Raw genomic sequence first — 24,303 nt, forward strand, 5'->3', positions numbered from 1 at the left:
GTGTTTTATGGAATAAACAAATTAATAATGGTACTTAATGGCATTATTTACTTTAAGGAAATATTAAAAAAACGGTACACCCTAGGTATGGGAATACCGTCTTCGACACACTAATCGGTTTTCAAATCATCGAGCTGAAAGAGCTCAGCTACAGACTTCTTCAGCTTCTCATGAACCACGACTTCCGGACGGATCGCTTGAATTTGAGCTTCGGCGTCATCTACAGATTCACTGAGTCCAAGCGCAAGAAGCGTACCAATCGCTACGCTTCCGGCTCTGCTGCGTCCCGCTGCGCAGTGAAATGCTACTTTTTTCCCCGCTTGGGCTTCTTTTACGATTGTATCAATGGCCTGCTTAAGATGTCCCTCCTGCCCCTCTTCCTTATCAACCAACGGAATATGCACTCTTAATACGCCTTCCTTTTCGAATCCCGCGTCAGGAGCTTCCGCCCTCAGGTCTACGATAACGTCACACTCTTCATCATCTATGAACGACTGAATATCCTGTGCTCCACCAATGAATATTTGGTTATCCACCAAGGCTTGATATGATTTTTTGGATTCCGACATAACCGCCACTCTCCTCTTTCATGTACATGTAATAAGTTTATCAAAGCATGCACAAAGACACAATTTCTTTATTCACAACACACATACACTATCAGGAGGTGGTCGCTGTGCCTTCGTACAAAAAAAAATATAAAAGCAGCACGATCCGGGGAAAGTTCAGTGTCTATAATGAATTGAAAGCAAGTAAGAAGATAGAGCGTCTGCTTCCCCATACCGTACCCTTGACATCAAATAACCTGAAGCTGATGACTCAAAAATACAAATCCGTATACCTAAAACCGGACATCGGTTCCTTGGGAATCGGCGTATGCAAGCTGGTACATTCAAAGCAAGGCTATGCTCTGTATACAACGGCTAAGAAAAAACCTATTGTAAAGCAATTCCGAGACCGGTCAACGGTCTATAAATATTTAAAAACCCGGTATAAACAAAGAATGATCGTTCAAAAGGACATTCAACTGGATCAGGTGTTAGGACGTCCCTATGACATCAGGGCAATGGTTCAGCGCAAGCCTCAAGGACCCTGGACTTGTACCGGTTTAATTGTGAAAGTCGGCAGAAAAAACAATATCGTAACCAATTATTATCAAGGCGGACAAATTTTCACCATTCAAAAATACTTTAAATTTAAACGCTGTTCCCCAAACGAAACTCGTTCACGGATCCGTTCGTTATTGGCAACGGCGGTCGATATCACCCGTACATTAAGTAAAAAACATACGGGAATGCATGAAGCGGGTATCGACTTGGCCTATGATAACAGGCAGAGATTATGGATACTGGAGGTAAATACCTATCATCCTCAATTTCGTGCTGTGAAAAAAATCGATGCGGCCGCATATCGCCGGATGGCCGCTTATGCCAGAAGCTACGGCCGGCGTGACGATTAAGACTTGCGCCTTAAATGGTCCAATCGTTCCATTCATTCTTGCGTTTGTCGATTTGAAGAAGCCAATCCCGTGTTTTATGAATGACCTGCTCTTTAGCCTGTCCGCCTGAGAAGGTATGATCCGCTTGAAAAATAACCTCTTGATCACATTGGCCCTGACTGCGAAGCCAGAACAGCTTTTGGTACAGGTAGCAGTAATCGACGGGGATCACCTCGTCAGCCGTGCCATGGACCAAATATACATCGCCGTTAAATTTTCGAAGCTGCTCGAAAGGCTGATGCTTGGCAAGCGATTGAAAGAAAACGGGTTTTAAGGCATAACCGAGATAATCGGATGATCCGAACTGCACCGCTTCTTCGTACGATTTTTTACCCGTAATTCCAACGATGTCGTTAAAAGGGTAAGCTACAGCCGACCAAAGCACAAGCGTTTTGACTCTTTTATCCCGGGCTGCGGTCAGTACGGAAACGGCACCGCCCAGGCTATGCCCTAGCAGAATAACCCTCTGCGGATCTACACAATCTATATCCAGGGCGTAGTCAAGAACGGAGCGCGTTTGATCAATCATCGAATCAAGCCCTCCGCTGCCGTAGTCGCCCGTGCTTTCCCCGCAGCCGCCATAGTCGAATCGAAGCACCATATATCCGTTTTGTGCATATTCCCTTGCCGCAAGCACGAACAACCGGTCTACTCCAATCCTGCTGCCGACAAAGCCGTGAGCGATGATAATGATCGGGAACTTCTCATTTCCCGTTCTTGTCAGAAGATCCCCATTTCCCGATTCGGGGTAATGCAGCGTTGCCGCAAGCTCCAGCTCACCGCTGCGAATGCTGATATGATGTTCCATGACGTTCTCTACCCTTCTTTATCATCTTATATACCACATTATTCCGATGTTATTACTATGTTTAATCGATATCTTATCATCACTATGATTTTCTGTCAAACGAAAACTCCTCTGTCCTTAGGGACAGAGGAGTCGTCATACGCTTGCCAAAGGCTATTCTCGTTTCGGACCCGCAGGTGTACACTCGCCGCAGTATCCCAAAATTTCAAAACGGTGATTAACCACTTGAAAATCAGACGGCATCCCGTCCATTTGCTTCATCGGACAAAACTCGAAGGGTATCGTTCTTTCACAGCTGATACATATCAGATGGTGATGGTGATGCGACTCGCACCTAGCGCGGAACTTCAAACCGTCGTTCAAATAAATCTGCTCCAGCACTCCCATTTCGCTCAACAGCCGGAGGTTGCGGTATACCGTATCAAAGCTCACGCCCGGATACTGCTGTCTCATATATTCATAGACGTCCTTCGGAGCCAAATATCCTGCCGAACCGGCGAACAAACCGGCTAAGCTTCTGCGCTGATCCGTAATTCGCCAGCCCTTTGCCGACATCGCCTTCAGAATTTCTTCCGTCGTTGTTTCCGTGTCATGCTCATGATTTGCCATAGCTATCTCTCCGTATTTAAAGCTAGGATACTATTAATAATGCCTGAATAAGTACAGTGAGTCAAGATTCAACGGGTTTCGAGCGCTTTTAACTGCTGTGACAGAGCGGTTTTGTCGAAATGCTCACCGATAAATACGGCTACATTCGGGACCGTTTCTTTTGGCGTAATTTTGATAAAATCCATCTCGCGGTACGCATACTGAAACAAGAAGGGACTGCTTGTATCGTTGAACCACAGAATCCCTTTAGCCCGATAGATGTTATGCGGCAGCTTGCCCACCAGCTCCTCAAAGCGCTCGCTTTCAATCGGCTGTGTGAAATAATGCGTATAGGCCATGACATGCTCGTGGCTGTGGTGATGCACATCCTCATGTTCATGAACAGCTCCATGAGCCTTGCAGTCATGATCTCCTCCGCATCCGCAAGCTTTCACCTCTTTAAATTCATGATTCACCGCACCACTATCCTTACGATCAAGCACGGTGAGGTCGATCTCGCAGCGCACCGTCGGGATGATAGGAGCCACAGGGTTCAAATCTTTAACGATGGCTTCCAAGCGCAGCAGCTCCGAAGGAGGAATGAGATCCGTTTTGTTTAGAATAATCCTTGTTGCGCAGCGGATTTGATCACTCATCAAGCGATACGTTTTTCCTGCCGGATTGACCGAACGCTCCGCAAGCTGGGCGGCATCAACCACCGTTATGACCGATTTAAGCTCCACCTCCGTCAGCATGGAGGCGTCAGTAATCCCGTCGAGCATTTCCATCGGGTTAGCTGCCCCTGTACTTTCCACGAACACAACATCGGGCTCATAATCGAGGATCAGCTGTTTAAGCTCCATACCTAAATCACCGCGAATCGTACAGCAAATACAACCGCCGAGCATCTCGGTCATGGGCACTTCCTCATTCACCATCATACCGTCCAGATTAACTTCCCCAAGCTCGTTCATGAGAACGGCCGGCTTGAGGCCTTTCAGCTTATAGTAATCCAGTGCCCGGGTCAGCAGCGTTGTCTTACCGCTTCCGAGAAACCCGGTCAATATATGCACAGAAACAGGCTGCTTCATCTTTTCTCACTCTGCTTTCGTACGTGTTTGCGTTTCAAGGGTACATTGTACTCCCGCTGTCTGAAACTGTCAATTTCACCTTATACAATATAGTAATTTTTACTATTAGAAGTTTAACCTTTTTCCGTTACTCCGTCAATCAGGCCTTTTTCGTACATTCCAGCTTTTTTTGCTTTCCATTGGAAAACCGTCCACAGCGAAGCGTACAATAGATATAAATAAGAAAAACAGAAAGAGAGGTGCGGCGGTCATGCAGCCCACCATACAAATTGACCCCACGTTTGCGTATTATCTCGATCGGTCCGAGGATAGCGTTGCGGCGGAGCTGGAGCTGGCCGGCTTCCGTTCTGTACGCTATTTTGTGACTAATGAAACCCAAGTCAATGGACGCCTGGTTGCTGCTTTGCGCGATCGGGGCTTTGAGGTATGGGCCATGGTCCTCGGCAACGGAGCCTATGGGACCGGCCATCTTCCCGCCGGATGGAAGGATTGGCAAATGACCCTGTTGAGACCGGCGGAAGACGGCTTTTACCGTTTCTCTCTGTTCAGTCATCCGTATTTGGAATGGAAAAAAGCAGCCGTGTCCAAGCTGATCCGCCAGTACCCTTTCACCGGCTTCGAGGTTGCGGAGCCCTATTTCCCGGAATGGAACGGTCTGGACAGCGGGGTATACGGTGACGTCGGCCCCTTGGCCAGAGCCGCATTCAAAAGATTCAGCGGAGCTGAAATGCCTGATTTCCGTTATCCCGGCTCTCCTGCCTATTATAAAACGGACCGGGCGCGGTATTTGCTCTGGATTGAGTTTCGGGTGCAGACGGTCAACCGCTTCCTCAACGAACTTGTCAACGGTGCAGGCGGTATTCGTGAAGCCCGTCCCGGGATACGGATTGCGACATGGTCGCTCGCTGTGAATGCAGGCCATGATGCCGTTCAAGCTCTCAGAGAATACCAAGGCATAGATGCCGCTGATATGATTCGCACCGTGCGTCCGGACGAGCACATCATTCAAACCCATTGGCCCGATTGGATGCGCGCACGGCTGAAGCCCGACTATCTAAAGCATTACAAACCGTTTATCGACCAAATCCGGGCTTCCCATGCTTCCATCCCGCTAGGCGTACAAACCGATATCGGTTCGCTTCGGCGTATGCGGCGCAGCCGTGACTGGATCGAACGTTTTGCAGCGGCTGCCTCCAAGCTGGGATTTCGCTTCTGGACCGCTTACGAATACAGCATCGGACTGTCGATGTATGAAGACAAGCCCAACCCGGCCCGGGTTCAACGCCCCGAACCAAATATCATTGTGGTGGAATTCAATAAACGCGTGGACGCGATTTCAGCAGACTGCAGCCAGCATTACCGTTGCTTCAGCAGGGGAAGCGAATTGACGATCCCCATCCATGTTGACCAAGTGGACGGACACCGGGTCGTTCTTTATTCGAAGCAGTTTCCCCAGGATTCGTTTGAGCTTCATATCACAGGGATCCGCGATACTCCCCAGCGTTGGCTGCTCAAGAATGAGCCGGAAAATACAACACCCCGAGGGTGTCGGATAGAAATCCCTTATTTTCATTGATCATTGGTCATCCGCTCCAATTCGAGGTACAATGAAAGCAGCGTCTCCTGCCTCGGTTTTGTTTGCGTAAACGGAAGTATGGGGACTACATGAACCGATGGGAGTGAGAGCTTCAATGACCATGGACCCCTGGAAAGAGGAACGCGCCAATGCGGTTACTCACGGTATCGGAGCCGTCCTCAGTGTGGCGGCCCTTGTCCTGCTGCTGATTCATTCGTTACGCCATGGCAGCACATGGCACATCGTCAGCTTTACCGTGTTTGGCGTTTCGCTGATCTTGCTGTACGTCTCGTCCACTTTGCTGCACAGCGCCCGTAAAGAGAAATGGATCGATATCTTCTCGGTCATGGATCATGCCGCGATCTTTGTCCTGATTGCCGGAACGTACACCCCTTTCCTGCTCGTTACTTTGCGTGGTCCACTGGGCTGGAGTTTATTCGGAGTTGTCTGGGGATTAGCGCTTGCCGGAATCATTTTCAAGCTTTTCTTCGTCAAACGATTCGTTGTACTGTCCACACTATTTTATGTCGCAATGGGTTGGATGGTGATGTTCGCTTTTGGTCCGCTGCAGGAAGAGCTTGCCCCGGCGGGCATTACCTGGCTCGTTGCGGGAGGATTGCTGTATACGCTGGGTACGGTATTTTATCTATGGAGAAAAATCCGGTATCATCATGCGATCTGGCATCTCTTCGTACTGGCCGGCAGCATCAGTCATTTTGTCACCGTTTATTTTTATGTTTTGCCCAGATAAAAGACGAATAGACCGGAAGGCTCGTTTGAGTGCTTCCGGTCTATGGGCATGCAACGCAGCTTTATCTGCGGCGAAGCTGTTTGAATTGGAAATACAAAAAGCAGCCGACGCAAAAGCCGCAAATCGCAATAAATGCCGCCAGGGCTACCATTGCTGCAAAAAGATAGCCTAACCAGCTCCCAGGCAGCAACCAAAAAGAAAATACGGACAAGGTCAACAAAATGACAGCAATCGAATTGTTAAAGCGCTGAAGCTCCGCAGCCTCGGTCTGAGCACCGGCAACACGGCTTCGCAGCAGCGGCGCGGCAAGCTGTACTATCAGGTTTGCGCGTACCCCCTGCCATAAGCCGATCACTTGTATCGCCCATAAGGCCGCGATCAAAAAGGGCTGCTGCAGGATGATGGCCAGGACAACAAATAAAACAATTCCAGTTTGGTTCGCACGGACATAAGGAATAGGTATTTCTTTCATCTCAATCGTTCCACCTTTCGTCTGACAATTATGAAGTCACCGGTTCCAGCTTGAGCTGACCGGTGTTTTTGTTTTGCAGCACAAGCCGGGCTTCCACGGGCCGCCCGTTTTCATCCGACAGCTTCATCAGCGCCGTACGCCCGTGTTTAAGCAAATACATGACCGCCGTATCGGTAAGCGAAGCTCCGAAGGCATCCCTCCAAATCACAAAGCCGCAGCCGGACTTGAACTCGCTGCAGCCGTAACCGCGGTTGCCGCGGATAATCCGTCCGTTGCAGCCTTCGCGCGGGCATGCCGCCAGCACCGTCCGCGGCTGAGCAGGCGCAACGGCTTTCTCCGGCGCTGCAGTCTCCACCACCGTCGAGGCCGCACGCTTGGCCGGCGTCCGTGCAGACGCCGCTTTACCCGCTGACGCTTCACCGCCGCCGGCTGTGGGCTTTGCGCTGCGCTTGCCCTTGCTCCGCTGGCGCGAACCCGCAACCGCCGCTTCGCCCTCGAATGCCTGCCTTGCCGCAGGCGGCTGTACCCGCACCTTCTCTACGATCAGGGCGGAGAACCGCTTGACGTTCTGCATGAACGTCTCGTCCGAGGCTGAGCCGCGGGCGATCTCGTTTAACCGTCGTTCCCATTGGCCGGTCATCTCGGGCGAGGTCAGCAATTCCACGCCCGCATCGCGAATCAGTTCAATGGCCGTACGGCCTTTGGTCGTGATCGCAATGCGCTTGCCCTGCATCACCACATACCCTACCTGCTTCAGCCGTTCGATCACCGAGGCTCGTGTCGCCGGCGTCCCGAGCCCGGAGTCCTTCATCGCGTCCCGCAGCTCCTCATCCTCGATCTGCTTCCCGGCGCTTTCCATCGCCTTCAGCAGCGTACCTTCGGTAAATGCCTTTGGCGGCTGTGTCTCCTTCTCTTTGGCTGCACTATCTTTACAGATAACCTTCTGTGAAGGGTCCAGCGCAAAAGGCGTTTGAATCTCCTCTTCCGCGCCATCGTCGTCCTCATCCTTCTCGGAGGTCTTGGCTTTCCCGCGGCTTTTTGGCTTCTCGTTGGCCTGATCCGCATAGATAACTTTCCAGCCAGGAGACAGCAGCTGCTTTATCGTGCTCTTGAACCGCTCGCCTTCAGCTTCTGTAAGCACCGTATGAACCTTGTACGACGCCGGCGGATAGAAGTGCGACAAAAAGCGCCGGACGATCAAATCGTACAGCTTCTGTTCATCCGGCGCAAGTCCGCCAGGCATTTTATGCGTAGGCAGGATGGCGTGGTGATCCTCTACCTTCGCCGGATTGCATACCGCTTTGTTATTTTTGTGCACGAGCTTCTTGTCCGCCTGCTCTACTAGAGAAGAATAAGCGGTTTTGCCGAGCTGGTCAAGCGCACGGTGCATCTCCGGAATATTTTGCTCGGTCACATAATTGGAATTCGTTCTGGGATAACTGATCGCCTTGTGCTTCTCATACAGCGATTGGGCCAGATCCAGCGTCTTCTTGGCCGAAAAGCTGAATTTGGCATTGGCCTCCCTCTGCAGCAGCGTAAGGTCATACAGCTTGAACGGGTACTCCTTTGTGTCCTTGACATCATAGCTCTCGATTCGGCCCGGCCGTCCCTTCACTTTGGCCGCAATCGCCGCCGCCTTCTCACCGTCGTTGAGCTTCTCCCCCTGCCAAAGCCCGCGATATAAGCCTTCTCCCTGTGAGAACCAGGCCTCCACTTCGTAATACTTGCTCGATTGAAACGCATCGATTTCCTTCTGCCGGTCATAGAGCAGCGCAAGCACCGGCGTCTGTACCCGACCGACGGACAGCAGCTCCCGGTGCTTGGTCGTGAAGGCCCGCGAGCCGTTCATGCCGATCAGCCAATCCGCCTCGCTCCGCGCTCTGGCCGCCCGGGTTAAGGGCTCAAATTCAAGCCCTTCCCTAAGCTCGGCAAAGCCTTTGCGGATGGTTTCCGGCGTCAAATCAGAAATCCACAACCGCTTGACCGGATGCTTCAGCTTCAAATGACGCTGAATCAATGAGAAAATATGCTGCCCTTCTCTCCCTGCGTCACAGGCGTTAATCAACCGGTCACTGCGCTTGGCCAGCTCGGCTATCACCTTCAGCTGATCCTTCGTCTTGGCATTAGGAACCAGCTTGAAATGATCGGGAATAATGGGCAGATCGTTAAAATTCCACTTTTTGTATCTATCATCATAGGCGTCAGGCTCCGCCAATCCGATCAAGTGACCGATCGCCCAGGTAATAATGTACTGTTCGCCCTCGATATAAGAACGGTGGTTTTTTGCCTTGGGATCTATTGCGGCAGCTATGTTTCGTCCCATATCGGGCTTTTCCGCAATGATTAGAGTTTTCAAGCACGTATCGCTCCTCAATAGAAACATCAACTACTATACTAAATATAGAATAACATATTGCCGAACTTGTTCGATAGGTTCAACCATTAAACATATAAACATATTAACCCCGAAAACGCAAAAAAGCCGTCTCCTATGAGGAGACAGCCGTGCACTAGCTCACAGACGCAACTAACAGACGGGTATATTCATGCCGGTTTTCACTCCAAAATTGATCGCTGAGAAAATGGTCAACGATGGTTCCTTCTTTCATCACGATCATACGGTCACTCATCATTCGAACGGCGGCAATATCGTGAGAAATAAACAAGTAAGCCATACCCAGCTTTTTTTGCAAGCTCTTCAACAATTGGAGGATCTGTCCTTGCACGGACACGTCAAGACTGGATGTCGGCTCATCGCAAATGAGAAGCTTCGGGCCCAAACTAATCCCTCTGGCAATGGCGACACGCTGACGCTGGCCGCCGCTTAATTCATGGGGATAATGGTCCATGTATTCGGGATCCAGACCGGCCATATGAAATAACCGGGCTGCCGTCTGACGTCTGGATTGCCGGACATCCGAGAGCATGGAGGGCAGGACTTCCGGGAAATGATCCAGCGGCTCCAGCACCGAACGCCAGATGGGAATTTTCGGATTAAGAGAGGAGGTCGGATCCTGGAATACAACCTGCATATGCCTTCTCATTTCGCGCAAGTGACGAGAGCTCATCCCCAATATAGAGCTTCCGTTAAATTCTATTTCTCCGTTGTCCGGACGTTCCAGCGCAAGCAATAATCGAGTTAACGTGCTTTTGCCGCTTCCGCTTTCTCCAACAAGCCCAAGACATTCTCCATTCCGGATTTCGAATGTGACGTCTTGAACGGCAGTGACCTTTTTACCCGACAGGTTGTAGCTTTTATGCAGCCGATTGACGTATAAAAGCTCACTCAACTGAAGCCACCTCCAGCACCCGGCTATCCTTATAAGACTCCGATATGGCATATACCGGCAAGCTTTCTTCCATCTCCGCCAATGACGGCTTGGCTTTTAGCAGCATCTGTGAGTACGCGTGAGCCGGTTTATCCCGGATTTGACGGGCAGGCGCAAATTCGAGTATCTGCCCGCCTCTCATCACAGCGACATGATCCGCCCGTTTGAGCACATGCCTAAGGTCATGGGATATCATCAGAACGGCACATCCTGTCTGCTGCTTCAGCATGGCGATCAAATCCATCACCCTTTCGCCGGTGAGCACATCCAATGCCGTTGTAGGCTCATCTGCAATCAGGAGCTTAGGCTCAAGCATCATAGCGGCAGCCAGAGCGGCCCGCTGCTTTTGTCCTCCGCTTAATTGGAACGGATAGCTTTGAAAGACCCTGTCCGCGGGAAGACTTACCTTATCCAACCAATCCAAGGCGATGCTCTTGGCTTCATCGAAGGAGAGCTTGCGATGAGAACGGATCGCCTCTACCATTTGATTGCCTACCTTAATAAACGGTGTAAAGCTTCCCTGATAATCTTGAAAAACATATCCCATACAGGAGCCGCGCTTTCGGCGCATGTCTTTCACAGACAAGGACAACAGATTTTCGCCGTCAAACCCAATTTCCCCGCCTCCGATGCGCAGCGAGCTGGGAAGCAGACCCATAATCGTACATGCTGTGACGCTTTTACCGCTGCCGCTCTCCCCGACAATGGCCAGCATTTCACCCGGCTGTACGGAAAAGCTAATATCATGAAGCAGCGGGTGGATTCCTTTTCCATGCCGCATGTACACATTTAAATGCTTGACCTGAAGTATCGGTCCGGACTTCAAACGATCCATCTTGATCCCCCCTCTCAATGATGATTCCAGCTTCGGACGTCCAAAATATCGCGGAGTCCTTCACCGATCAGATTACAGGCAATGACCACCAGCATAATCGCCGCCCCCGGATAAATCATCAGCTCCGGAACGGTTTGGAAATACGGACGCCCTTCATTCAGCATAGCCCCCCACTCCGCCGCCGGCGGTTGAGCTCCCAAGCCTAAATAAGACAGGGAGGAAATGATCAAAATGATCATTCCCGTATCCAGTGCTGCCAGCACCGCTACCGGAGATATGATTTGGGGCAGCATATGCCTCCTCATGATCGTCCATGCCCCGCCCCCGGCTGCGCGTGCAGCGAGCACATAATCCTTCTCCCGTTCGGACAAAACAATGCCTCGAACCACACGGGCGTAGCCAATCCAATTGACAAGGATTATGGCGATGATCAGATTCGTGAGACTTGGACCCAGGAATCCGGCAATGGCGATCGCCAATAAAAATTCCGGCAATGCCCCGATTCCGTCAATCACCCTCATCAGAAAGGAATCCGCACGTCCGCCGATCGTCCCCGCCAGCAAGCCAACCGGAATGCCAACGACAGCAACGGCTGCCATGGCCAGAACTGAAACGCCGAGCGTAGTCCGGGCTCCGGACACCAGCCTGGAGAAGATGCACCTTCCCATAGGGTCGGTAACCAACGGATACTGCCAGCTTGGAGACTGCAAACGCTCCGACATGTTGACCGTCAACGGATCGTTCGGTACCAAGAACGGACCGATCAGTGTGAGAAGGACAATCATGGTCAGCAAGCTTAACCCAATCCGTGTCGATGGTTTGCGCAGCACGTGTCGGAAAACAGTCGTTCGCACGGGTTTGTTACGGGAAATGGAGGCCACCTGCGGATTCACGTCATTTCCCCCTTTCCGTAACGAATTCTCGGATCGAGCAGGCCGTAGCATAGATCAACCAACAAATTTACTCCAACAACAAAAATTCCTGTGAACAATATATAGCCCTGGATAACCGGATAATCTCTTTGAAAGATGGCTTCAACCGCCAGACTGCCTATACCCGGCCAAGAAAACAACGTTTCGACAACAACAGAGCCGGCGAGCAAGCTGCCGATACTCATCCCGAAAACCGTCAACACAGGAAGCAATGCCGCTCTTAAGGCGTGTCTGGTCATGATCCGCCATTCCGTCAGCCCTCTTGCACGGGCAGCCCGAATATATTCCTGTGACAAGCTTTCCAGAAGTCCGGCCCGCAGCAGGCGAGCATATAGAGCCGCAAGACCCAAGCCCAGGGTAAGACTGGGAAGAACAATATGGGCGAGGCTCCCTTTGCCCATAATCGGCAGCCATTGCAGTTTATAGGCAAAAAGATAGATGAGCAGCAGCCCCATCCAAAAGGTCGGTATAGACATACTGACTAAGGCAAACCAGCGGCTCGCTTGATCCGCAAAGCGTCCCTGATTCCTGGCAGATAACAATCCTAACGGCACGGCAAAAATCAACATCACGACAAGTGCACCTGCGGTCAATTCAATAGTAGCGGGCAAGCGGTCAATCAAAGTATCCAATACAGGCTTCCCTTTAAAATAAGAATCTCCGAAATCGAGGTGCAGCAGCTTCCATACCCATTCTGCATACTGTACCGGCAACGGTCGGTCAAAGCCGAGCTCCTGACGGAGCGCGGCTTCATCGGCCTGCGTTGCATTTACTTCGTCGGCACGCAGCAAGAGCAGTACAGGATCTCCCGGCGCCAGCTTCATTAAAGTGAAGGTCAGCATGGATAGAAAAAATAATACAACTACCAGCTGCAGCAGGCGCTTTTGAATCAGCTTCAGCACGTCATTTCACATCCATGGATTTGGTGATAATGTAGTATTCTTCGGCTCCCGGTTTCCAATCGGCAATCCGTTGATTGACGCCTACAATCAGATTCGGATAAACGGCATAGGAATGAGGAACCTCCTCTTTAATGACGCTTACTGCCTCCTGAGTCAAACGAATGCGTTCTTCCAGCGTGCCGGTGGCATTCAGACGATTGATCACTTCTGTCAGCTTATCGCTCTTGATATTGGCAGCATTCAGAGATCCCCCCGGGATTAAGGCCGAGTTCAAGAAATAGCCGCCGTCGCCGCGGGGGGCGGACAGATTACTATACGTCGCCAAATCCCAATCCTTATTTTCGCGCAGATACGTATCGACATTCTCAATCGTTTTGACGCTGATCGTTACTCCCGCTTTAGCGGCGTCTGACTGCAGCAGCTGGGCGATCAGCGGCAATTCCGGTCTTCCTTTATAGGTAATCAAGTCTATGGTCAGCGGCTTGCCGTCCTTGAGCCGTTTACCGTCGCCCCCATCTTTATACCCCGCCTGCTCCAGCAATTCTTTGGCTTCATTCACATTTAATTTTTGAACCGCCTCGGAACTGCCGAAAGGAAGCTTTGAATTAAAAGGACCGTTGGCTGCTGCCGCATGTCCAAGCATAATGTCCTTGGCAATGCTTTCCCGATCGAGAAGCAGATCCAGTGCTTTTCTTACCTTCACATCTTGGAACAGAGGCTTTTGCTGGTTGTACAGTAAAAAGTGAACACGAAGCCCTGATACGGACTGCACTTGAAGAGCAGCGTCTTTTTCGATCGCTTCGACCGTTTCCGCCGGAAGCTGGGTGGCGATGTCCGCTTCTTTGGATTGCAGCGCCAGCGCTCTGACATTGCCGTCCTCATTAAATTTGAAAGCCACTTCATTTAGCTTCGCCTTGCCGTCCCAATAATTATCGTTACGCTCCAACCGGATTTCGATATTCGGTGTAAATTGCTTCACTTTAAAGGGCCCTGTACCGACCGGCGCTGCATTAAAGGCTTCCTTGCCCATTTTCTTTTCCGCCTCTACGCTAATAAGGGACGCATTGGGATTGACCAGCTCCGAGAGCAAGGCCGGATGCGGCTGCGTTGTAACTACAGTCAGCTGCTGACCGTTTGCATCCATGGAAGCGATTTTCAAAGCTCCGGCAAGCGCTTTGCTTGCTGCAGCCGCACGCTCAAAGGAAGCCTTGGCTGCCGCCGCATCCAGCTTCGTTCCGTCATGAAAGTAAATGCCGTCCCGAAGTGTGAACACCCACGTCAGTTCGTCTTTATTTTCCCATTTTTCAGCGAGCCACGGTTTAATTTCAAGCTTATCATCCAACCGGAACAGCGTCTCTGCAATGCCAGCCCGTACGGCAATCCAGTCGTTATGGGGATCCAGGCTTCCGCTCTTGAAATGGTAAATGAGTGTCGCTTTTTTTACCGCGTCAGATGATTCAACTCCGTTCTGTCCAGGCGTACTTGACTCCGACGAACTGCAGGCGGATAAGAGCACCGCTCCGCACAGCAGCAACGATAGTAGCTTGGCAGAGCCGCGTTTAGACTTAGATATGTATGAAAACATAAGGGTACATCCTTTCGAAATAATATGTGTTAATAGCAGCACAACGAAGACCGCACTCTTAATGAGTACGGCTTCATCATGAAACGCTCCGTTAGCGGGTTTCTCTATGAAGCGTCACTCTCTTCAGACGCGGGCAGTATTTTTTCAATTCCATTCGACCCGGGTGCGTTTTTTTGTTTTTCGTAGTCGTATAGTTCCGATCGCCGGTTTCAGTGCAAGCTAATGTGACGATTACTCGCATGCTCCCCCTCCTCCCCTCTGATTTCAAACATGTTAAAAGGCTTCCGCACAAGCTTGAAGCTGCTTGCAAAATGTACGGTTATGACCAATATAAAAAGAAGACAAATCAAACCGCTGCTTGCCAGGGTCATAAGTAACCAGCAGCCTGCCCTTCAAACGGCTCATAGCCGATTGCACAAAAGCTTCAGCCAACGGGCTGGAATACAAGTTTATGTAAGCATAGAGTGAATGCTCGCGGACATCATCCTTTACGCTGACTCCGGCACATGAATATTCCGTTACGATTCCTTTTGCATTCAACAGCACCAGTGTTTCATACAGCTCATCATCCACATGAGTTCCGAGGAGGCATTGAACTTTCTTTGGGCCTCTGCTTTGCCTGGGTCTCTCAACCCAACGGAGAAGCTCCTGCTGACGTCGCTGCCAGCTCATGGGGTGATGAAGACTGAGCACAACTTCTTCAACGGATACAGATTCATTTGCACAGGTCATGGCCATCCTCCAAATCACTTCACTCCCCGGCTATTCCACTTTCTAATTTAAGTGTAATTATTACTACAACAATTTAAAAAATAAACCGTTAAACTTTTATATAGTAATAATTACGAAAATAAGGTATTAAATAGCATGTTACACTATCCCCGCTTTGTTTGTAAATAGTATTTTTTACAAAAATACGGCATGTTCTAATTGACAAGCTAAATCCTATTCCCTATAGTTAAATTGTAATATTTACTATTTAATCAAGGGAGGCTGCAGCCATTGTCTATGATGAAACACGAAGATCCCCGGGTTCCCGTAACCGTTCTTACCGGTTTTTTGGGGGCAGGAAAAACAACGCTGCTGAATCATATATTAACGGCTGACCACGGTTACAAAATTGCCGTCATCGTAAATGAATTCGGCGAAGTGGGCATCGACAATCAGCTGGTTGTCGGAGCGGATGAGGAAATTTTCGAAATGAATAACGGCTGCATTTGCTGTACGGTTCGCGGCGATCTCATTCGTATTTTAGGAGATCTGATGGACGCTAAACGCGGTGCCGGACCAAGAAGGGTTGAATTTGATCACGTACTGATTGAAACTACAGGACTTGCGGACCCGGCTCCCGTAGCCCAGACCTTTTTTGTTGATGAAGAAATGGCGGAATTTTACCGTCTTGACGCGATCGTAACGGTTGTTGACGCCAAGCATGCCAATCTGCATTTGGATGAAGGTCATGAAGCGCAGGGGCAAGTGGCCTTTGCCGATGTCCTTTTGCTGAACAAGGTCGATTTGGTAGATGATGAATCCTTGCAAAAGCTGGAGAAGCGCCTACGCAGCATGAATCCGACAAGCAAAATATACCCAACACATCAATCAAACATTGAAATCGATAAGATATTGGGAATTCATGCCTTCGAGTTGGATAAAAAACTGGAGTTGGATCCCGGATTTCTGGAGGAAGAAGACCACGACCATGACGATGATGTAACCTCCCTCGTATTTCGTGAAGAACGGCCTCTCGATTTAAACAGGCTGGAAAAGTTTATGATGCAATGGTTGTCCGAGCATGGTGAACATACGTTCAGGTATAAAGGGATACTGAATATTCAGGGGGTTAACAAACGCGTTGTTTTTCAAGGCATTCATATGCTTTTCTCTTCCCATGCGGATCGCACCTGGAAATCGGACGAATTAAGGCGCAGTGAATTTGTCGTCATCGGCCGGAATTTAGACGAGAACTGGTTCAAAACCCAATTTGCGTCTTGTGTGGTGAGCTGAGATGTCATCCGTTCAAGAACACCGCAGGCAAGCCCCGGCTACGGTTCGCTGCATGGTGGTTACCGTCTCCGATACGAGAACACCCGATACGGATGCTAGCGGCAAGCTGATGCGTGAATTGCTGGAGAACAACGGGTATAGTGTTGTCGATTACCGAATTGTTCGGGATGATTATGACGATATCCAAGCGGTGATTAAAGAAGCGTCTCTTCATTCTCAGATTGAAGCTGTTATGCTTAACGGCGGAACCGGGATCGCCAAACGCGATACCACATATGAAGCCGTTTCCGATTTGCTGCACAAGGAACTGCATGGATTCGGAGAAGTTTTCCGCTATCTCAGCTTTGCCGAGGACATCGGTTCAGCCGCGATTTTAAGCCGTGCTTGCGGCGGCGTTTATAAAGATAAAGCGATATTTTCAATGCCCGGCTCATCAGGAGCAGTGAAATTGGCTTTAACTCGGATTTTGATCCCGGAATTAAAGCACGTCATGCGGGAAATTTATAAAGATAGGTAAGCTTTAGATATTCTTGAGCAGGAGCGATCCTGTTCTTTTTTTGGTTTCATCCTGAAATGATTCTGCGCGAATATAAAGCCGTCTTCCAGCCCAGCTTACGTATCAGATGCAAGGAAAGAGTGCATATTATAACGGAAAATGAGGTGTGCATATCGAAAAGAAACAGAGGAATTTCCCATGTCCAAGCCTGTGGCTAATGTTCTGTATGACTCACACATTCGGCAGCCTGCATTGTATTGCCGTACCTGGATTCCATCACATGCAAAAGCTCTTATCGTTTTTTTACATGGTGCAGGACAGCATTCGGGTGATTACTCCTATGTAGGTTCGGAGTGTTTAAATCGGAGGATTGCGCTCGCTGCTCCTGACCTTCGCGGCTTCGGACGTTCTGGCGGAAAGCGGGGTCACATTCTACGGTTCCAAGAGTATCTGGATGATCTCGAAGAGCTGGTCACCCGCTTGCAGCAGCAATATTCCGGTTTGCCGATCTATTTGTTCGGACATAGCATGGGAGGTCTCATTGCCATACGTTATGTGCAGCGATTGCCCTGCAGTATAGCCGGTGTTTTACTGTCTTCTCCCGCACTCGGGGTTTATCCCCCGCCGTTTATCATTAGAAAATGCATTGAATTTTTTTCGATTGTCGCTCCAAATCTGCCTCTGGATCTGATCAAATGGAATGAAAGCTTAAAAAAATTAAAGTGCTTCCGATCGGATCTGCCAGGTTGGACTTCGGAAGTTATCGAAGCTCACCTGCCGACAATCTGCTATACGCCTCGATGGTGTACGGAAATGGTGCTTAACGGGGATATCGCGATATCGGAAGTGCAAAAGTTTCATTTTCCGGCATTATGCCTGTACGATTTATACGACCCGGTCATTAATGTCCAGCTTGTTCATCATTTTTTCGAACGTATACCTTCCTTAGATAAAACAAGAATCGTATTCCGGGACGGGGAACATCATCCCCTGCAGGGCCATCGGAAACAAGAAGCGCTGGAACAAATTTTTCAATGGCTCGTTTCCCGCTTGTAGGCTCACCAAATGGATTGAACCGATTTATATAATAAAACCAACGCGCTCAAGGTCATAACAACCAACACAGAATAACGAAATAATCGATCGGAAATTCTTTTTTGTAAAGCAAAGGCTGCTGTTAGCGCCAATAAGACAGGTACGGTCGCCCCTATCGAATAATACATGACAGGTCCGTGATAAAGCCCCAGCTGATAGACAGTCATAAATTGGACTACATCAATCGTTACGAAAAAACTATTGATCATAAACAAAAATTCGTCACGGCTCAGCTTCATCTGCAGCATATACATGCTGATAATCGGACCGCTGGCGCCGGCGGCGCCCTGAGCGGTTCCTCCGATGAATCCTACTGCTGCATCCATCCAACGACGACGTCTAAAAGTGGGCAAAAGCGAAAAAAAAGAAGTGACCACAAAAATAAGAATGATACCTCCCAGGATGGCCGAAAGAATGGACGGGTCAAAGTTAACCAGCATCAAGGCTCCTAGTGCGGTCCCGCCCATTCCGAACAACATCAGGGTAGCGGCGCTTTTGATCAACCCCCAATTTTTTGGTGTTCTGATCAGCATGACCACATCCGTTATCAGTGTAGGCACTATGATGATCGCAATGGCGGTTTGCAGATCAAATAGCAGCGCCAAAATCGGTGTCGCCACGACAGGGAGTCCCATGCCGCTGATGCCTTTGGCGAATCCCCCAGCCAAAAGGGCCAGCACCGCAAAGAAAATCGCAATCGCTGATATCGTCAAAGGAATCCCCCGGTTTCAGGTGTATTTTACATCTATTTTACATCACAGAGCAGGATATCTCTAGACAACCTTTTATATTCCGCATGCACGACTTATACTTATGCCGGCTGAAGCGGCCGCATGCCCCGGATTCTCCGGACCCTTGACCCGGTTCTCATGAATAGCTCCTGGCTTGTCACGTAAAAATCGGGGGGAACGCCGATGTCTAACGGCCAATAATTCGGCTGCAATACTGAGCGCCACTTCTTCTGAAGTTTTATCCCGGCCACCAGCCAACCGTTATATTCCCGATGACCCCATTCTTCTTGATTTCCATTTCAAGCTGCAGTTATATGAATCCATAGTACTGGTTTTAAACTGGAAGTTTTCGTTATGCATATGGAATATAACCATATAATTGATAAAGAAGACTTTTACGCTTTTCGGGAGGGATGTATGCTTATGGCAATTCGACCCCCTATTTTAAAAAAAGGCGATACCATAGGAATCGTGACCTTGGGCAGTCCGCTGGACGCGGATGTGATTAATACGAGGATAGAAACATTGAAAGGTATGGGGTTTAATATCATAGTTGGGGATTATGTCTATTCCCGTAACGGATTTCTTGCGGGTACAGACCAGGAACGGGCCTCGGATCTGATGAACATGTTCGGAAACCGACAGGTAAGCATGATTCTTCCTTCCCGGGGAGGCGTTGGTGTCGCCGGTATTCTCCCCTACCTGGATTACAATTTTATTCAGCATAATCCTAAAATTATTACAGGCTACAGCGATATCACGATATTATTAAACGTGCTGTACCAAAAAGCCAATTTAATCACATTTCAAAGTCTCCTGCTGATTGACTTTCGACCCGAGACGCCTGCATATAATTTCAACCAGTTTTTTGCCGCTACGTCATCCTTCACACCTTATCGTCTCATTCAAAATCCGCCGGATATTCCCTTGATCAGCAAAGTGCAGGGCAATGTTACAGGTCCTCTGGTCGGAGGCAATCTGACTTCCTTTGTCGGCTCGTTGGGTACAGACTTTGAAGTCGATACAAGAGGTAAGATTCTGGTCATTGAAGATACACACGAACCGGTTAATACGATCTACAGGTATTTAAACCACCTGAAACTGGCCGGTAAGTTTCAAGATTGCATTGGAATCGTCATGGGTGAATGCACCGGCTGTCAGATTGCTTATGGGAAATCTTACGAGGATCTCATTAATGAATTTATTGTCCCTCTCGGCAAACCCCTGATGACGAACCTTTCAACCGCGCATGGATTGTATAAAGCAGCCCTGCCTATCGGCGCACTGGTCAATTTAAATACATTTAACAATACGCTGGCTGTGCTTGAACCTACGGTCAGTGTGTAGATCCCATCAGGCCTGCAGCTGTTAATATCGCAGGCCTGATCCATGATTATTTCCAGACGGACGTTAAAGCTTGAACTATTAAGTTTTCCCTAGTGATGGAAGATGGAGCAAGTCTTCAATCGTCCGCAGGATATGGTAATGGTTTTATCCTTGATTGGCTAGCCGGGCATGCCTTTTCTGATATCTCTCATAGAACCATACGGAAACAGCCAACCAACTGCCGCTGGCAAAAAATCCTCCCAACACATCGCTTGGATAGTGCACTCCCAGATAGATGCGGCTGACCCCGATCATCAAGATCATAAACGCGCTGAAGAGCATAAGACATACCCGCCCGAATGTCGTCTGAATATGCTTCCAAAGCACAAAGGCCAAAATCCCATATAAAGTGAACGCCGCCATCGAATGACCGCTCGGAAAACTGTAACCCGTAGCATCGATAATCCGGTGAAGTGTCGGTCGGGCACGTGAAAAAACGATTTTTAAAGTGACATTTAATACAGCGGAACCAATTGCTACCGCCGCAAACAAATAAAGCTCCCTGCGGAGACCGACGACAAAATAAAGGAATATCATGATGGTCCCTGTAATGATAGCGACGGCAAGACCTGAACCTATGGCAGTAAAAAATTTCATGATATTCGTCAATGCCGGAGATTGCCAACTCAAAATCATGGCTGTGAGCGAACTGTCGAAAAACGCAATCTCTTCCTCTCTAATCCAATCCGCAATCATTCCGAAGCCAATACCGCAAGCAATTGCGATGAGCAAACCGCGCGTTAGAAGAAGCCTGATGATTTTCAATGGTAATGATCCCTCCATTGGTGCACATTCACCCTAATTTTCCCTTTGTTTTTCAGATTATTCCCTTTAAAACAGCCCATGATTGAGGCTTGTCCACTTCAACTTGCGGACTCCGCAAAGAATGACCTATAAGAACAATATAAAGCAAAACCGCTTGGAATAAACTCAATTTCAAATATTTATATCATCGATTTGTTCCTCCCAACAGCAAAGTGCTAAAAAAAGACGTGCCTAGACTGATCACCCACCGCAATCAGCTAACACATCTTCTTTTTGATCCGGAATGATTAAATAAAAAAGAATGGAACAGCAAAAAGGAAAGCCAATGCCGCCAAAGAAATCGCAAATGCCGCCCAAGCTCCAGGAAAGAATGCCGATGTCTTGGCTTTTACTTGATGGCTGACTTGTTCCATCGCCGTCTTTGCATTTTTCGTTGAAACCGACGCCAAGCCGTCAAAATAGCCGTCAAAGTATAACATGCCGCCATCGCACCGGGATATTTTCCCAATAAAATAGGAACCGTCGTGCAGCACTGCACAAACACATCGTCCGATATATGGATTAATTCGTTTCTCGGTTAACGGATAAATAAGCTCCATCTAAGTTCCCTCCCCCATCATTTTGAAAAAGGACAAGAATGGCTCCGGACCGTTGGCAGCAGGGGCTTTTTGCCATTGAATGTCACCTTTCACTTGATATCCTATGGAAGAAAATGACCTCATGCTTGGACTTCCCTAAAAAAAGATGCTTGTACTGCGGCTATGCATACCCTGTTGATTGATAACACACTCTAGATATAAGCAAAATATGGAGGAAAAAGATGAATTCCACTAAGCAAAAACGTAAAAACAAGGCCAAAAAAGCAGGGATTCTAATATTCAAAATGGCGGCTGCTTCCGGCGTATCCTGGGAACTGGCCAAGCTTGCCGGATCCAGCCATCCTTATCTCGCGCCCCTATCGGCCATTCTTTGTTTGCAATCGACGGTTCAAAAATCCGTACAATATTCTTATCATCGGGTCATCGGCACCATCGTCGGAGTCAGTATAACCGCGCTTATTGCCGGTTATTTCCCTTTAAGCGGATGGTCATTGGCTCTGCTGCTTCTGGCCGGTACAGGGGTGATGAGCTTGTTTAAAGCCAGCGAGAGCGTCATCCATCAAGCCGCTTTAAGCGTTTTATTCGTTTTTGCTTTAACTCATCAATCAGGACAATACCCGATTGATCGGATCCGGGATACATGCATTGGCGTTCTTATCGCCCTAGTGATTCATATGCTCGTATTTCCTCCTAATTTTACGAAGCAGGCCAAGCAGCCGCTCATTCAATTAACCGGCGAACTATCTGACCGCCTCATCGCGGCGGCTGGTTGGGTCCACAGAGGCTGTCCTAAGGAAGAGGGACATCGACTGAAGCAGGAAATTCATTCCTTCCACGATTCACTGTTTCAAGCCGGTAAGGATATGGAAAAAGCGTTCAAAAGCCTGAAGTACAATCCTTTTGCAAAGAAAAGCCGACATGTGTTAAGCGTGTATCGGGAGCATGTGCTTCAAATCAAGCATGGTATTGATTATTTGGCCAAAACGTTGAGAACGATGGAACTTTGGGCTTCTTCAGGTACCATGTCACTCGATGACCGAAAGCTTTGGTCCAATCAGCTGCGAATCATCGGTTTGTATTGGAGCGATCGCAAGGAAATGCTGCAAAGGAAAGAAACCGAGGTCAGCACCTCGGCACCGGAATCTCTGTTGTATGCCGCCCCCATTCCAATACAGGCTGCACTGCCCATGGGAATGGAGCCTTACCAATATCCGGTTTCCTTATATACCGATACGGCCGAGCTGGTGCAGGTGCTTCATCAATGATGGAGGGGGCTGTATAAAAAAGGTACCGGTATCAAACAAGCATCCCTCTCCTTATCGAGAAAAGGGATGCTTATATGTGCTTCATCAGCTTCCTAATCCTTCCCTTTTTCCTGCTTTTCGTAGGAATGGAATCACCAGAATGAATAATATAATGATAAACAGAGTTAATGATACCGGACGCGTAAAGAATACACTCAAGCTTCCGTGCGAAGAAAGCAGTGCTTGACGCAGCGTATTTTCGGCCATGGGCCCCAATACTAACGCAAGGACGGTAGCTGCAGGAGAATATCCGTACTCTTTCATGAAGAATCCGATCAAGCCGCAAATCAACATGATCCAGGTTTCTATCATACTTCCGTTCAGCGTAAAGGTTCCCAGAACGCAAAGGACAACCACGGAAGGAACGATCAAACGGTAAGGCACCTGCAAAACCTTGACAAACACCGGGATCGCGACAATATTGACCAGCAGCAGTACGATATTCCCCAAGTACATGCTGGATATTAACCCCCAGGCAAAATCGGGATTGGTCTCCATCAGCATCGGACCCGGCTGCAGTCCCCACATGAGAAATGCGCCAAGGAGAACGGCCGTGGAGCCCGATCCTGGAATTCCCAGAGTGAGCAACGGCACCATGGCACCGGATGAAGCCGCGTTATTCGCCGCTTCCGGCCCGACCAATCCCTCCATTGCACCTTTTCCGAATTTTTCCGGCGTCTTGGAAAGCTTCTTTTCCATCGAATAGGACATCAGGGATGCGATGGTTGCGCCTGCTCCTGGCAGTACTCCGACGAAAAATCCCAGGAACGACCCGCGAAAGATAGTATATTTGGTATCCGCGAAATCCTTTGCGTTTGGCCAAAAGTTTTCCTTAAGGGAAAATTTAATCAAATCCTTTTTCTTTTCCCGATGGGTTCCTTCCTTAATACAGCTTAGCAATTCCCCTATCCCAAAGAGGCCGATGGCGACGGGGATAAAATCAATTCCATTAATCAGCTCCGGCGAACCGAACGTAAACCGCTGCTGGCCTGATACGACGTCAACGCCAACCATCGCAATGGCAAAACCGAGCAGGGCCGAAACGACGCCGTTGATTTTGTTCTCACCCATCATAAAGGTCAGCATCAGAAGACCTAACACCATCAGCATGAAATATTCCGACGGACCGAATGACATCGCAACGTCTGCCAGAAAAGGCGACATAGAGCAGATCAGGATCACCCCGACGGTGCCGCCGACAAAGGAGGCAACCGCTTGCATGACGAGGGCCGGACCCGCACGGCCCTGTTTGGCGAGCGGATATCCGTCCAGAGTGGCCGCCACGGTTGCAGATTCCCCCGGAGTATTAATCAGGATAGAAGTAATCGTTCCCCCATACATGGAACCGTAGTAAATACCGGCTAGCATAATAATGGCCGTCGTGGGATCAAGCGTAAAGGTTAAGGGTATGAGAATAGCAATTCCGGCTGATGGACCGAATCCGGGGATGATCCCTACAATCATGCCGATGAAAGCACCGATGGTTACAAATATTACATTTTCAGGGGTGAATGCAATTGAAAATCCCAATAGGATATTGTCCCAAAATTCCACGT

Annotated in this window: 25 protein-coding genes; 8 read left to right on the forward strand and 17 right to left on the reverse strand. The window is 49.1% G+C overall.

Annotated elements, in window-relative coordinates; all coding sequences use genetic code 11:
* Positions 1 to 110: 110 nt before the first annotated feature.
* On the reverse strand, positions 111 to 569 hold the full coding sequence (locus ACZYR9_RS13375; RefSeq protein ID WP_488978992.1) for a protein-tyrosine phosphatase family protein: 459 nt from the start codon (positions 567 to 569) through the stop codon (positions 111 to 113).
* A gap of 107 nt (positions 570 to 676) precedes the next feature.
* Here ACZYR9_RS13375 and ACZYR9_RS13380 point away from each other — a divergent pair, with 107 nt between their 5' ends.
* On the forward strand, positions 677 to 1,459 hold the full coding sequence (locus ACZYR9_RS13380) for a YheC/YheD family protein (RefSeq protein WP_488978993.1): 783 nt from the start codon (positions 677 to 679) through the stop codon (positions 1,457 to 1,459).
* Positions 1,460 to 1,469: 10 nt separating this feature from the next.
* Here ACZYR9_RS13380 and ACZYR9_RS13385 read toward each other — a convergent pair whose 3' ends face one another.
* The 3 genes from ACZYR9_RS13385 to ACZYR9_RS13395 all read right to left on the reverse strand — a co-directional run bounded on the left by ACZYR9_RS13385 (position 1,470) and on the right by ACZYR9_RS13395 (position 3,985).
* Entirely contained in the window at positions 1,470 to 2,306 is an 837-nt protein-coding gene (locus ACZYR9_RS13385) for an alpha/beta hydrolase family protein (RefSeq protein WP_488978994.1), read from the reverse strand.
* Between the two features lie 153 nt (positions 2,307 to 2,459).
* Complete coding sequence (locus ACZYR9_RS13390; RefSeq protein WP_488978995.1) at positions 2,460 to 2,915, reverse strand: Fur family transcriptional regulator; 456 nt, start codon at positions 2,913 to 2,915, stop codon at positions 2,460 to 2,462.
* A 68-nt stretch (positions 2,916 to 2,983) separates the two neighbouring features.
* The gene (locus tag ACZYR9_RS13395) at positions 2,984 to 3,985 is read right to left on the reverse strand and encodes a CobW family GTP-binding protein (RefSeq protein WP_488978996.1); all 1,002 of its coding nucleotides are present in this window, start codon (positions 3,983 to 3,985) and stop codon (positions 2,984 to 2,986) included.
* A 250-nt stretch (positions 3,986 to 4,235) separates the two neighbouring features.
* Here ACZYR9_RS13395 and ACZYR9_RS13400 point away from each other — a divergent pair, with 250 nt between their 5' ends.
* Together ACZYR9_RS13400 and trhA are read left to right on the forward strand one after the other, a co-directional pair.
* Positions 4,236 to 5,561, forward strand: coding sequence for an N-acyl-D-glucosamine 2-epimerase (locus ACZYR9_RS13400; protein ID WP_488978997.1), 1,326 nt, complete (start codon positions 4,236 to 4,238; stop codon positions 5,559 to 5,561).
* A 115-nt stretch (positions 5,562 to 5,676) separates the two neighbouring features.
* Positions 5,677 to 6,312, forward strand: a complete 636-nt coding sequence (gene trhA / locus ACZYR9_RS13405) for a PAQR family membrane homeostasis protein TrhA (RefSeq protein ID WP_488978998.1) — start codon at positions 5,677 to 5,679, stop codon at positions 6,310 to 6,312.
* A gap of 61 nt (positions 6,313 to 6,373) precedes the next feature.
* Here trhA and ACZYR9_RS13410 read toward each other — a convergent pair whose 3' ends face one another.
* The 9 genes from ACZYR9_RS13410 to ACZYR9_RS13450 all read right to left on the reverse strand — a co-directional run bounded on the left by ACZYR9_RS13410 (position 6,374) and on the right by ACZYR9_RS13450 (position 15,099).
* A complete protein-coding gene (locus tag ACZYR9_RS13410) occupies positions 6,374 to 6,784 on the reverse strand; it encodes a DUF4395 domain-containing protein (RefSeq protein ID WP_488978999.1) in 411 nt (136 codons plus the stop codon).
* A gap of 28 nt (positions 6,785 to 6,812) precedes the next feature.
* On the reverse strand, positions 6,813 to 9,140 hold the full coding sequence (locus ACZYR9_RS13415) for a type IA DNA topoisomerase (protein ID WP_488979000.1): 2,328 nt from the start codon (positions 9,138 to 9,140) through the stop codon (positions 6,813 to 6,815).
* A 154-nt stretch (positions 9,141 to 9,294) separates the two neighbouring features.
* Positions 9,295 to 10,074 (reverse strand): ABC transporter ATP-binding protein, encoded by a 780-nt coding sequence (locus ACZYR9_RS13420; RefSeq protein WP_488979001.1) that lies wholly within the window; start codon positions 10,072 to 10,074, stop codon positions 9,295 to 9,297.
* The gene (locus ACZYR9_RS13425) at positions 10,067 to 10,948 is read right to left on the reverse strand and encodes an ABC transporter ATP-binding protein (protein WP_488979002.1); all 882 of its coding nucleotides are present in this window, start codon (positions 10,946 to 10,948) and stop codon (positions 10,067 to 10,069) included. The genes ACZYR9_RS13420 and ACZYR9_RS13425 overlap by 8 nt, the downstream gene beginning before the upstream one ends.
* A gap of 14 nt (positions 10,949 to 10,962) precedes the next feature.
* Positions 10,963 to 11,841, reverse strand: coding sequence for a nickel transporter permease (gene nikC, locus ACZYR9_RS13430; RefSeq protein ID WP_488979003.1), 879 nt, complete (start codon positions 11,839 to 11,841; stop codon positions 10,963 to 10,965).
* Entirely contained in the window at positions 11,838 to 12,782 is a 945-nt protein-coding gene (nikB, locus tag ACZYR9_RS13435) for a nickel ABC transporter permease (protein ID WP_488979004.1), read from the reverse strand. The genes nikC and nikB overlap by 4 nt, the downstream gene beginning before the upstream one ends.
* A gap of 1 nt (position 12,783) precedes the next feature.
* Positions 12,784 to 14,367, reverse strand: coding sequence for a nickel ABC transporter substrate-binding protein (nikA, locus tag ACZYR9_RS13440; RefSeq protein ID WP_488979005.1), 1,584 nt, complete (start codon positions 14,365 to 14,367; stop codon positions 12,784 to 12,786).
* A gap of 91 nt (positions 14,368 to 14,458) precedes the next feature.
* On the reverse strand, positions 14,459 to 14,608 hold the full coding sequence (rpmG, locus tag ACZYR9_RS13445; RefSeq protein WP_488979006.1) for a 50S ribosomal protein L33: 150 nt from the start codon (positions 14,606 to 14,608) through the stop codon (positions 14,459 to 14,461).
* Positions 14,609 to 14,640: 32 nt separating this feature from the next.
* Positions 14,641 to 15,099 (reverse strand): hypothetical protein, encoded by a 459-nt coding sequence (locus tag ACZYR9_RS13450; RefSeq protein WP_488979007.1) that lies wholly within the window; start codon positions 15,097 to 15,099, stop codon positions 14,641 to 14,643.
* Between the two features lie 276 nt (positions 15,100 to 15,375).
* On the opposite strand from ACZYR9_RS13450, the gene ACZYR9_RS13455 reads away from it, so the two are divergent.
* The 3 genes from ACZYR9_RS13455 to ACZYR9_RS13465 all read left to right on the forward strand — a co-directional run bounded on the left by ACZYR9_RS13455 (position 15,376) and on the right by ACZYR9_RS13465 (position 17,923).
* Positions 15,376 to 16,371: a CobW family GTP-binding protein gene (locus ACZYR9_RS13455; RefSeq protein ID WP_488979078.1), complete on the forward strand. Its 996-nt coding sequence runs from the start codon at positions 15,376 to 15,378 to the stop codon at positions 16,369 to 16,371.
* Between the two features lies 1 nt (position 16,372).
* Entirely contained in the window at positions 16,373 to 16,888 is a 516-nt protein-coding gene (locus tag ACZYR9_RS13460) for a MogA/MoaB family molybdenum cofactor biosynthesis protein (RefSeq protein ID WP_488979008.1), read from the forward strand.
* Positions 16,889 to 17,065: 177 nt separating this feature from the next.
* The gene (locus ACZYR9_RS13465; protein WP_488979009.1) at positions 17,066 to 17,923 is read left to right on the forward strand and encodes an alpha/beta fold hydrolase; all 858 of its coding nucleotides are present in this window, start codon (positions 17,066 to 17,068) and stop codon (positions 17,921 to 17,923) included.
* A gap of 2 nt (positions 17,924 to 17,925) precedes the next feature.
* Here the strand turns inward: ACZYR9_RS13465 and ACZYR9_RS13470 are convergent, their stop codons facing one another.
* Positions 17,926 to 18,675: a sulfite exporter TauE/SafE family protein gene (locus ACZYR9_RS13470; protein WP_488979010.1), complete on the reverse strand. Its 750-nt coding sequence runs from the start codon at positions 18,673 to 18,675 to the stop codon at positions 17,926 to 17,928.
* Between the two features lie 441 nt (positions 18,676 to 19,116).
* Here ACZYR9_RS13470 and ACZYR9_RS13475 point away from each other — a divergent pair, with 441 nt between their 5' ends.
* A complete protein-coding gene (locus ACZYR9_RS13475; protein WP_488979011.1) occupies positions 19,117 to 20,040 on the forward strand; it encodes a S66 peptidase family protein in 924 nt (307 codons plus the stop codon).
* 144 nt (positions 20,041 to 20,184) lie between these two features.
* On the opposite strand, the gene ACZYR9_RS13480 is transcribed toward ACZYR9_RS13475, so the two are convergent.
* Entirely contained in the window at positions 20,185 to 20,844 is a 660-nt protein-coding gene (locus tag ACZYR9_RS13480; protein WP_488979012.1) for a phosphatase PAP2 family protein, read from the reverse strand.
* Between the two features lie 287 nt (positions 20,845 to 21,131).
* Positions 21,132 to 21,443 (reverse strand): hypothetical protein, encoded by a 312-nt coding sequence (locus tag ACZYR9_RS13485; protein ID WP_488979013.1) that lies wholly within the window; start codon positions 21,441 to 21,443, stop codon positions 21,132 to 21,134.
* Between the two features lie 221 nt (positions 21,444 to 21,664).
* Between ACZYR9_RS13485 and ACZYR9_RS13490 the strand changes: the two genes are divergently transcribed.
* A complete protein-coding gene (locus tag ACZYR9_RS13490; RefSeq protein ID WP_488979014.1) occupies positions 21,665 to 22,708 on the forward strand; it encodes an FUSC family protein in 1,044 nt (347 codons plus the stop codon).
* A gap of 84 nt (positions 22,709 to 22,792) precedes the next feature.
* On the opposite strand, the gene ACZYR9_RS13495 is transcribed toward ACZYR9_RS13490, so the two are convergent.
* Positions 22,793 to 24,301 carry a tripartite tricarboxylate transporter permease gene (locus ACZYR9_RS13495; RefSeq protein WP_488979015.1) on the reverse strand — a complete coding sequence of 503 codons (1,509 nt, stop codon included), beginning with the start codon at positions 24,299 to 24,301 and terminating at the stop codon, positions 22,793 to 22,795.
* Positions 24,302 to 24,303: the final 2 nt, after the last annotated feature.

The sequence above is a fragment of the Paenibacillus sp. F024 genome (assembly GCF_057814255.1).

Coding starts and splice junctions, on each gene's coding strand:
- ACZYR9_RS13375 (WP_488978992.1), bottom strand. CDS start 569: ATGTCGGAATCCAAAAAATCATATCAAGCCTTGGTGGATAACCAAATA.
- ACZYR9_RS13385 (WP_488978994.1), bottom strand. CDS start 2,306: ATGGAACATCATATCAGCATTCGCAGCGGTGAGCTGGAGCTTGCGGCA.
- ACZYR9_RS13390 (WP_488978995.1), bottom strand. CDS start 2,915: ATGGCAAATCATGAGCATGACACGGAAACAACGACGGAAGAAATTCTG.
- ACZYR9_RS13395 (WP_488978996.1), bottom strand. CDS start 3,985: ATGAAGCAGCCTGTTTCTGTGCATATATTGACCGGGTTTCTCGGAAGC.
- ACZYR9_RS13400 (WP_488978997.1), top strand. CDS start 4,236: ATGCAGCCCACCATACAAATTGACCCCACGTTTGCGTATTATCTCGAT.
- trhA (WP_488978998.1), top strand. CDS start 5,677: ATGACCATGGACCCCTGGAAAGAGGAACGCGCCAATGCGGTTACTCAC.
- ACZYR9_RS13410 (WP_488978999.1), bottom strand. CDS start 6,784: ATGAAAGAAATACCTATTCCTTATGTCCGTGCGAACCAAACTGGAATT.
- ACZYR9_RS13425 (WP_488979002.1), bottom strand. CDS start 10,948: ATGGATCGTTTGAAGTCCGGACCGATACTTCAGGTCAAGCATTTAAAT.
- nikA (WP_488979005.1), bottom strand. CDS start 14,367: ATGTTTTCATACATATCTAAGTCTAAACGCGGCTCTGCCAAGCTACTA.
- rpmG (WP_488979006.1), bottom strand. CDS start 14,608: ATGCGAGTAATCGTCACATTAGCTTGCACTGAAACCGGCGATCGGAAC.
- ACZYR9_RS13450 (WP_488979007.1), bottom strand. CDS start 15,099: ATGACCTGTGCAAATGAATCTGTATCCGTTGAAGAAGTTGTGCTCAGT.
- ACZYR9_RS13455 (WP_488979078.1), top strand. CDS start 15,376: ATGATGAAACACGAAGATCCCCGGGTTCCCGTAACCGTTCTTACCGGT.
- ACZYR9_RS13460 (WP_488979008.1), top strand. CDS start 16,373: ATGTCATCCGTTCAAGAACACCGCAGGCAAGCCCCGGCTACGGTTCGC.
- ACZYR9_RS13465 (WP_488979009.1), top strand. CDS start 17,066: ATGTCCAAGCCTGTGGCTAATGTTCTGTATGACTCACACATTCGGCAG.
- ACZYR9_RS13475 (WP_488979011.1), top strand. CDS start 19,117: ATGGCAATTCGACCCCCTATTTTAAAAAAAGGCGATACCATAGGAATC.
- ACZYR9_RS13485 (WP_488979013.1), bottom strand. CDS start 21,443: ATGGAGCTTATTTATCCGTTAACCGAGAAACGAATTAATCCATATATC.
- ACZYR9_RS13490 (WP_488979014.1), top strand. CDS start 21,665: ATGAATTCCACTAAGCAAAAACGTAAAAACAAGGCCAAAAAAGCAGGG.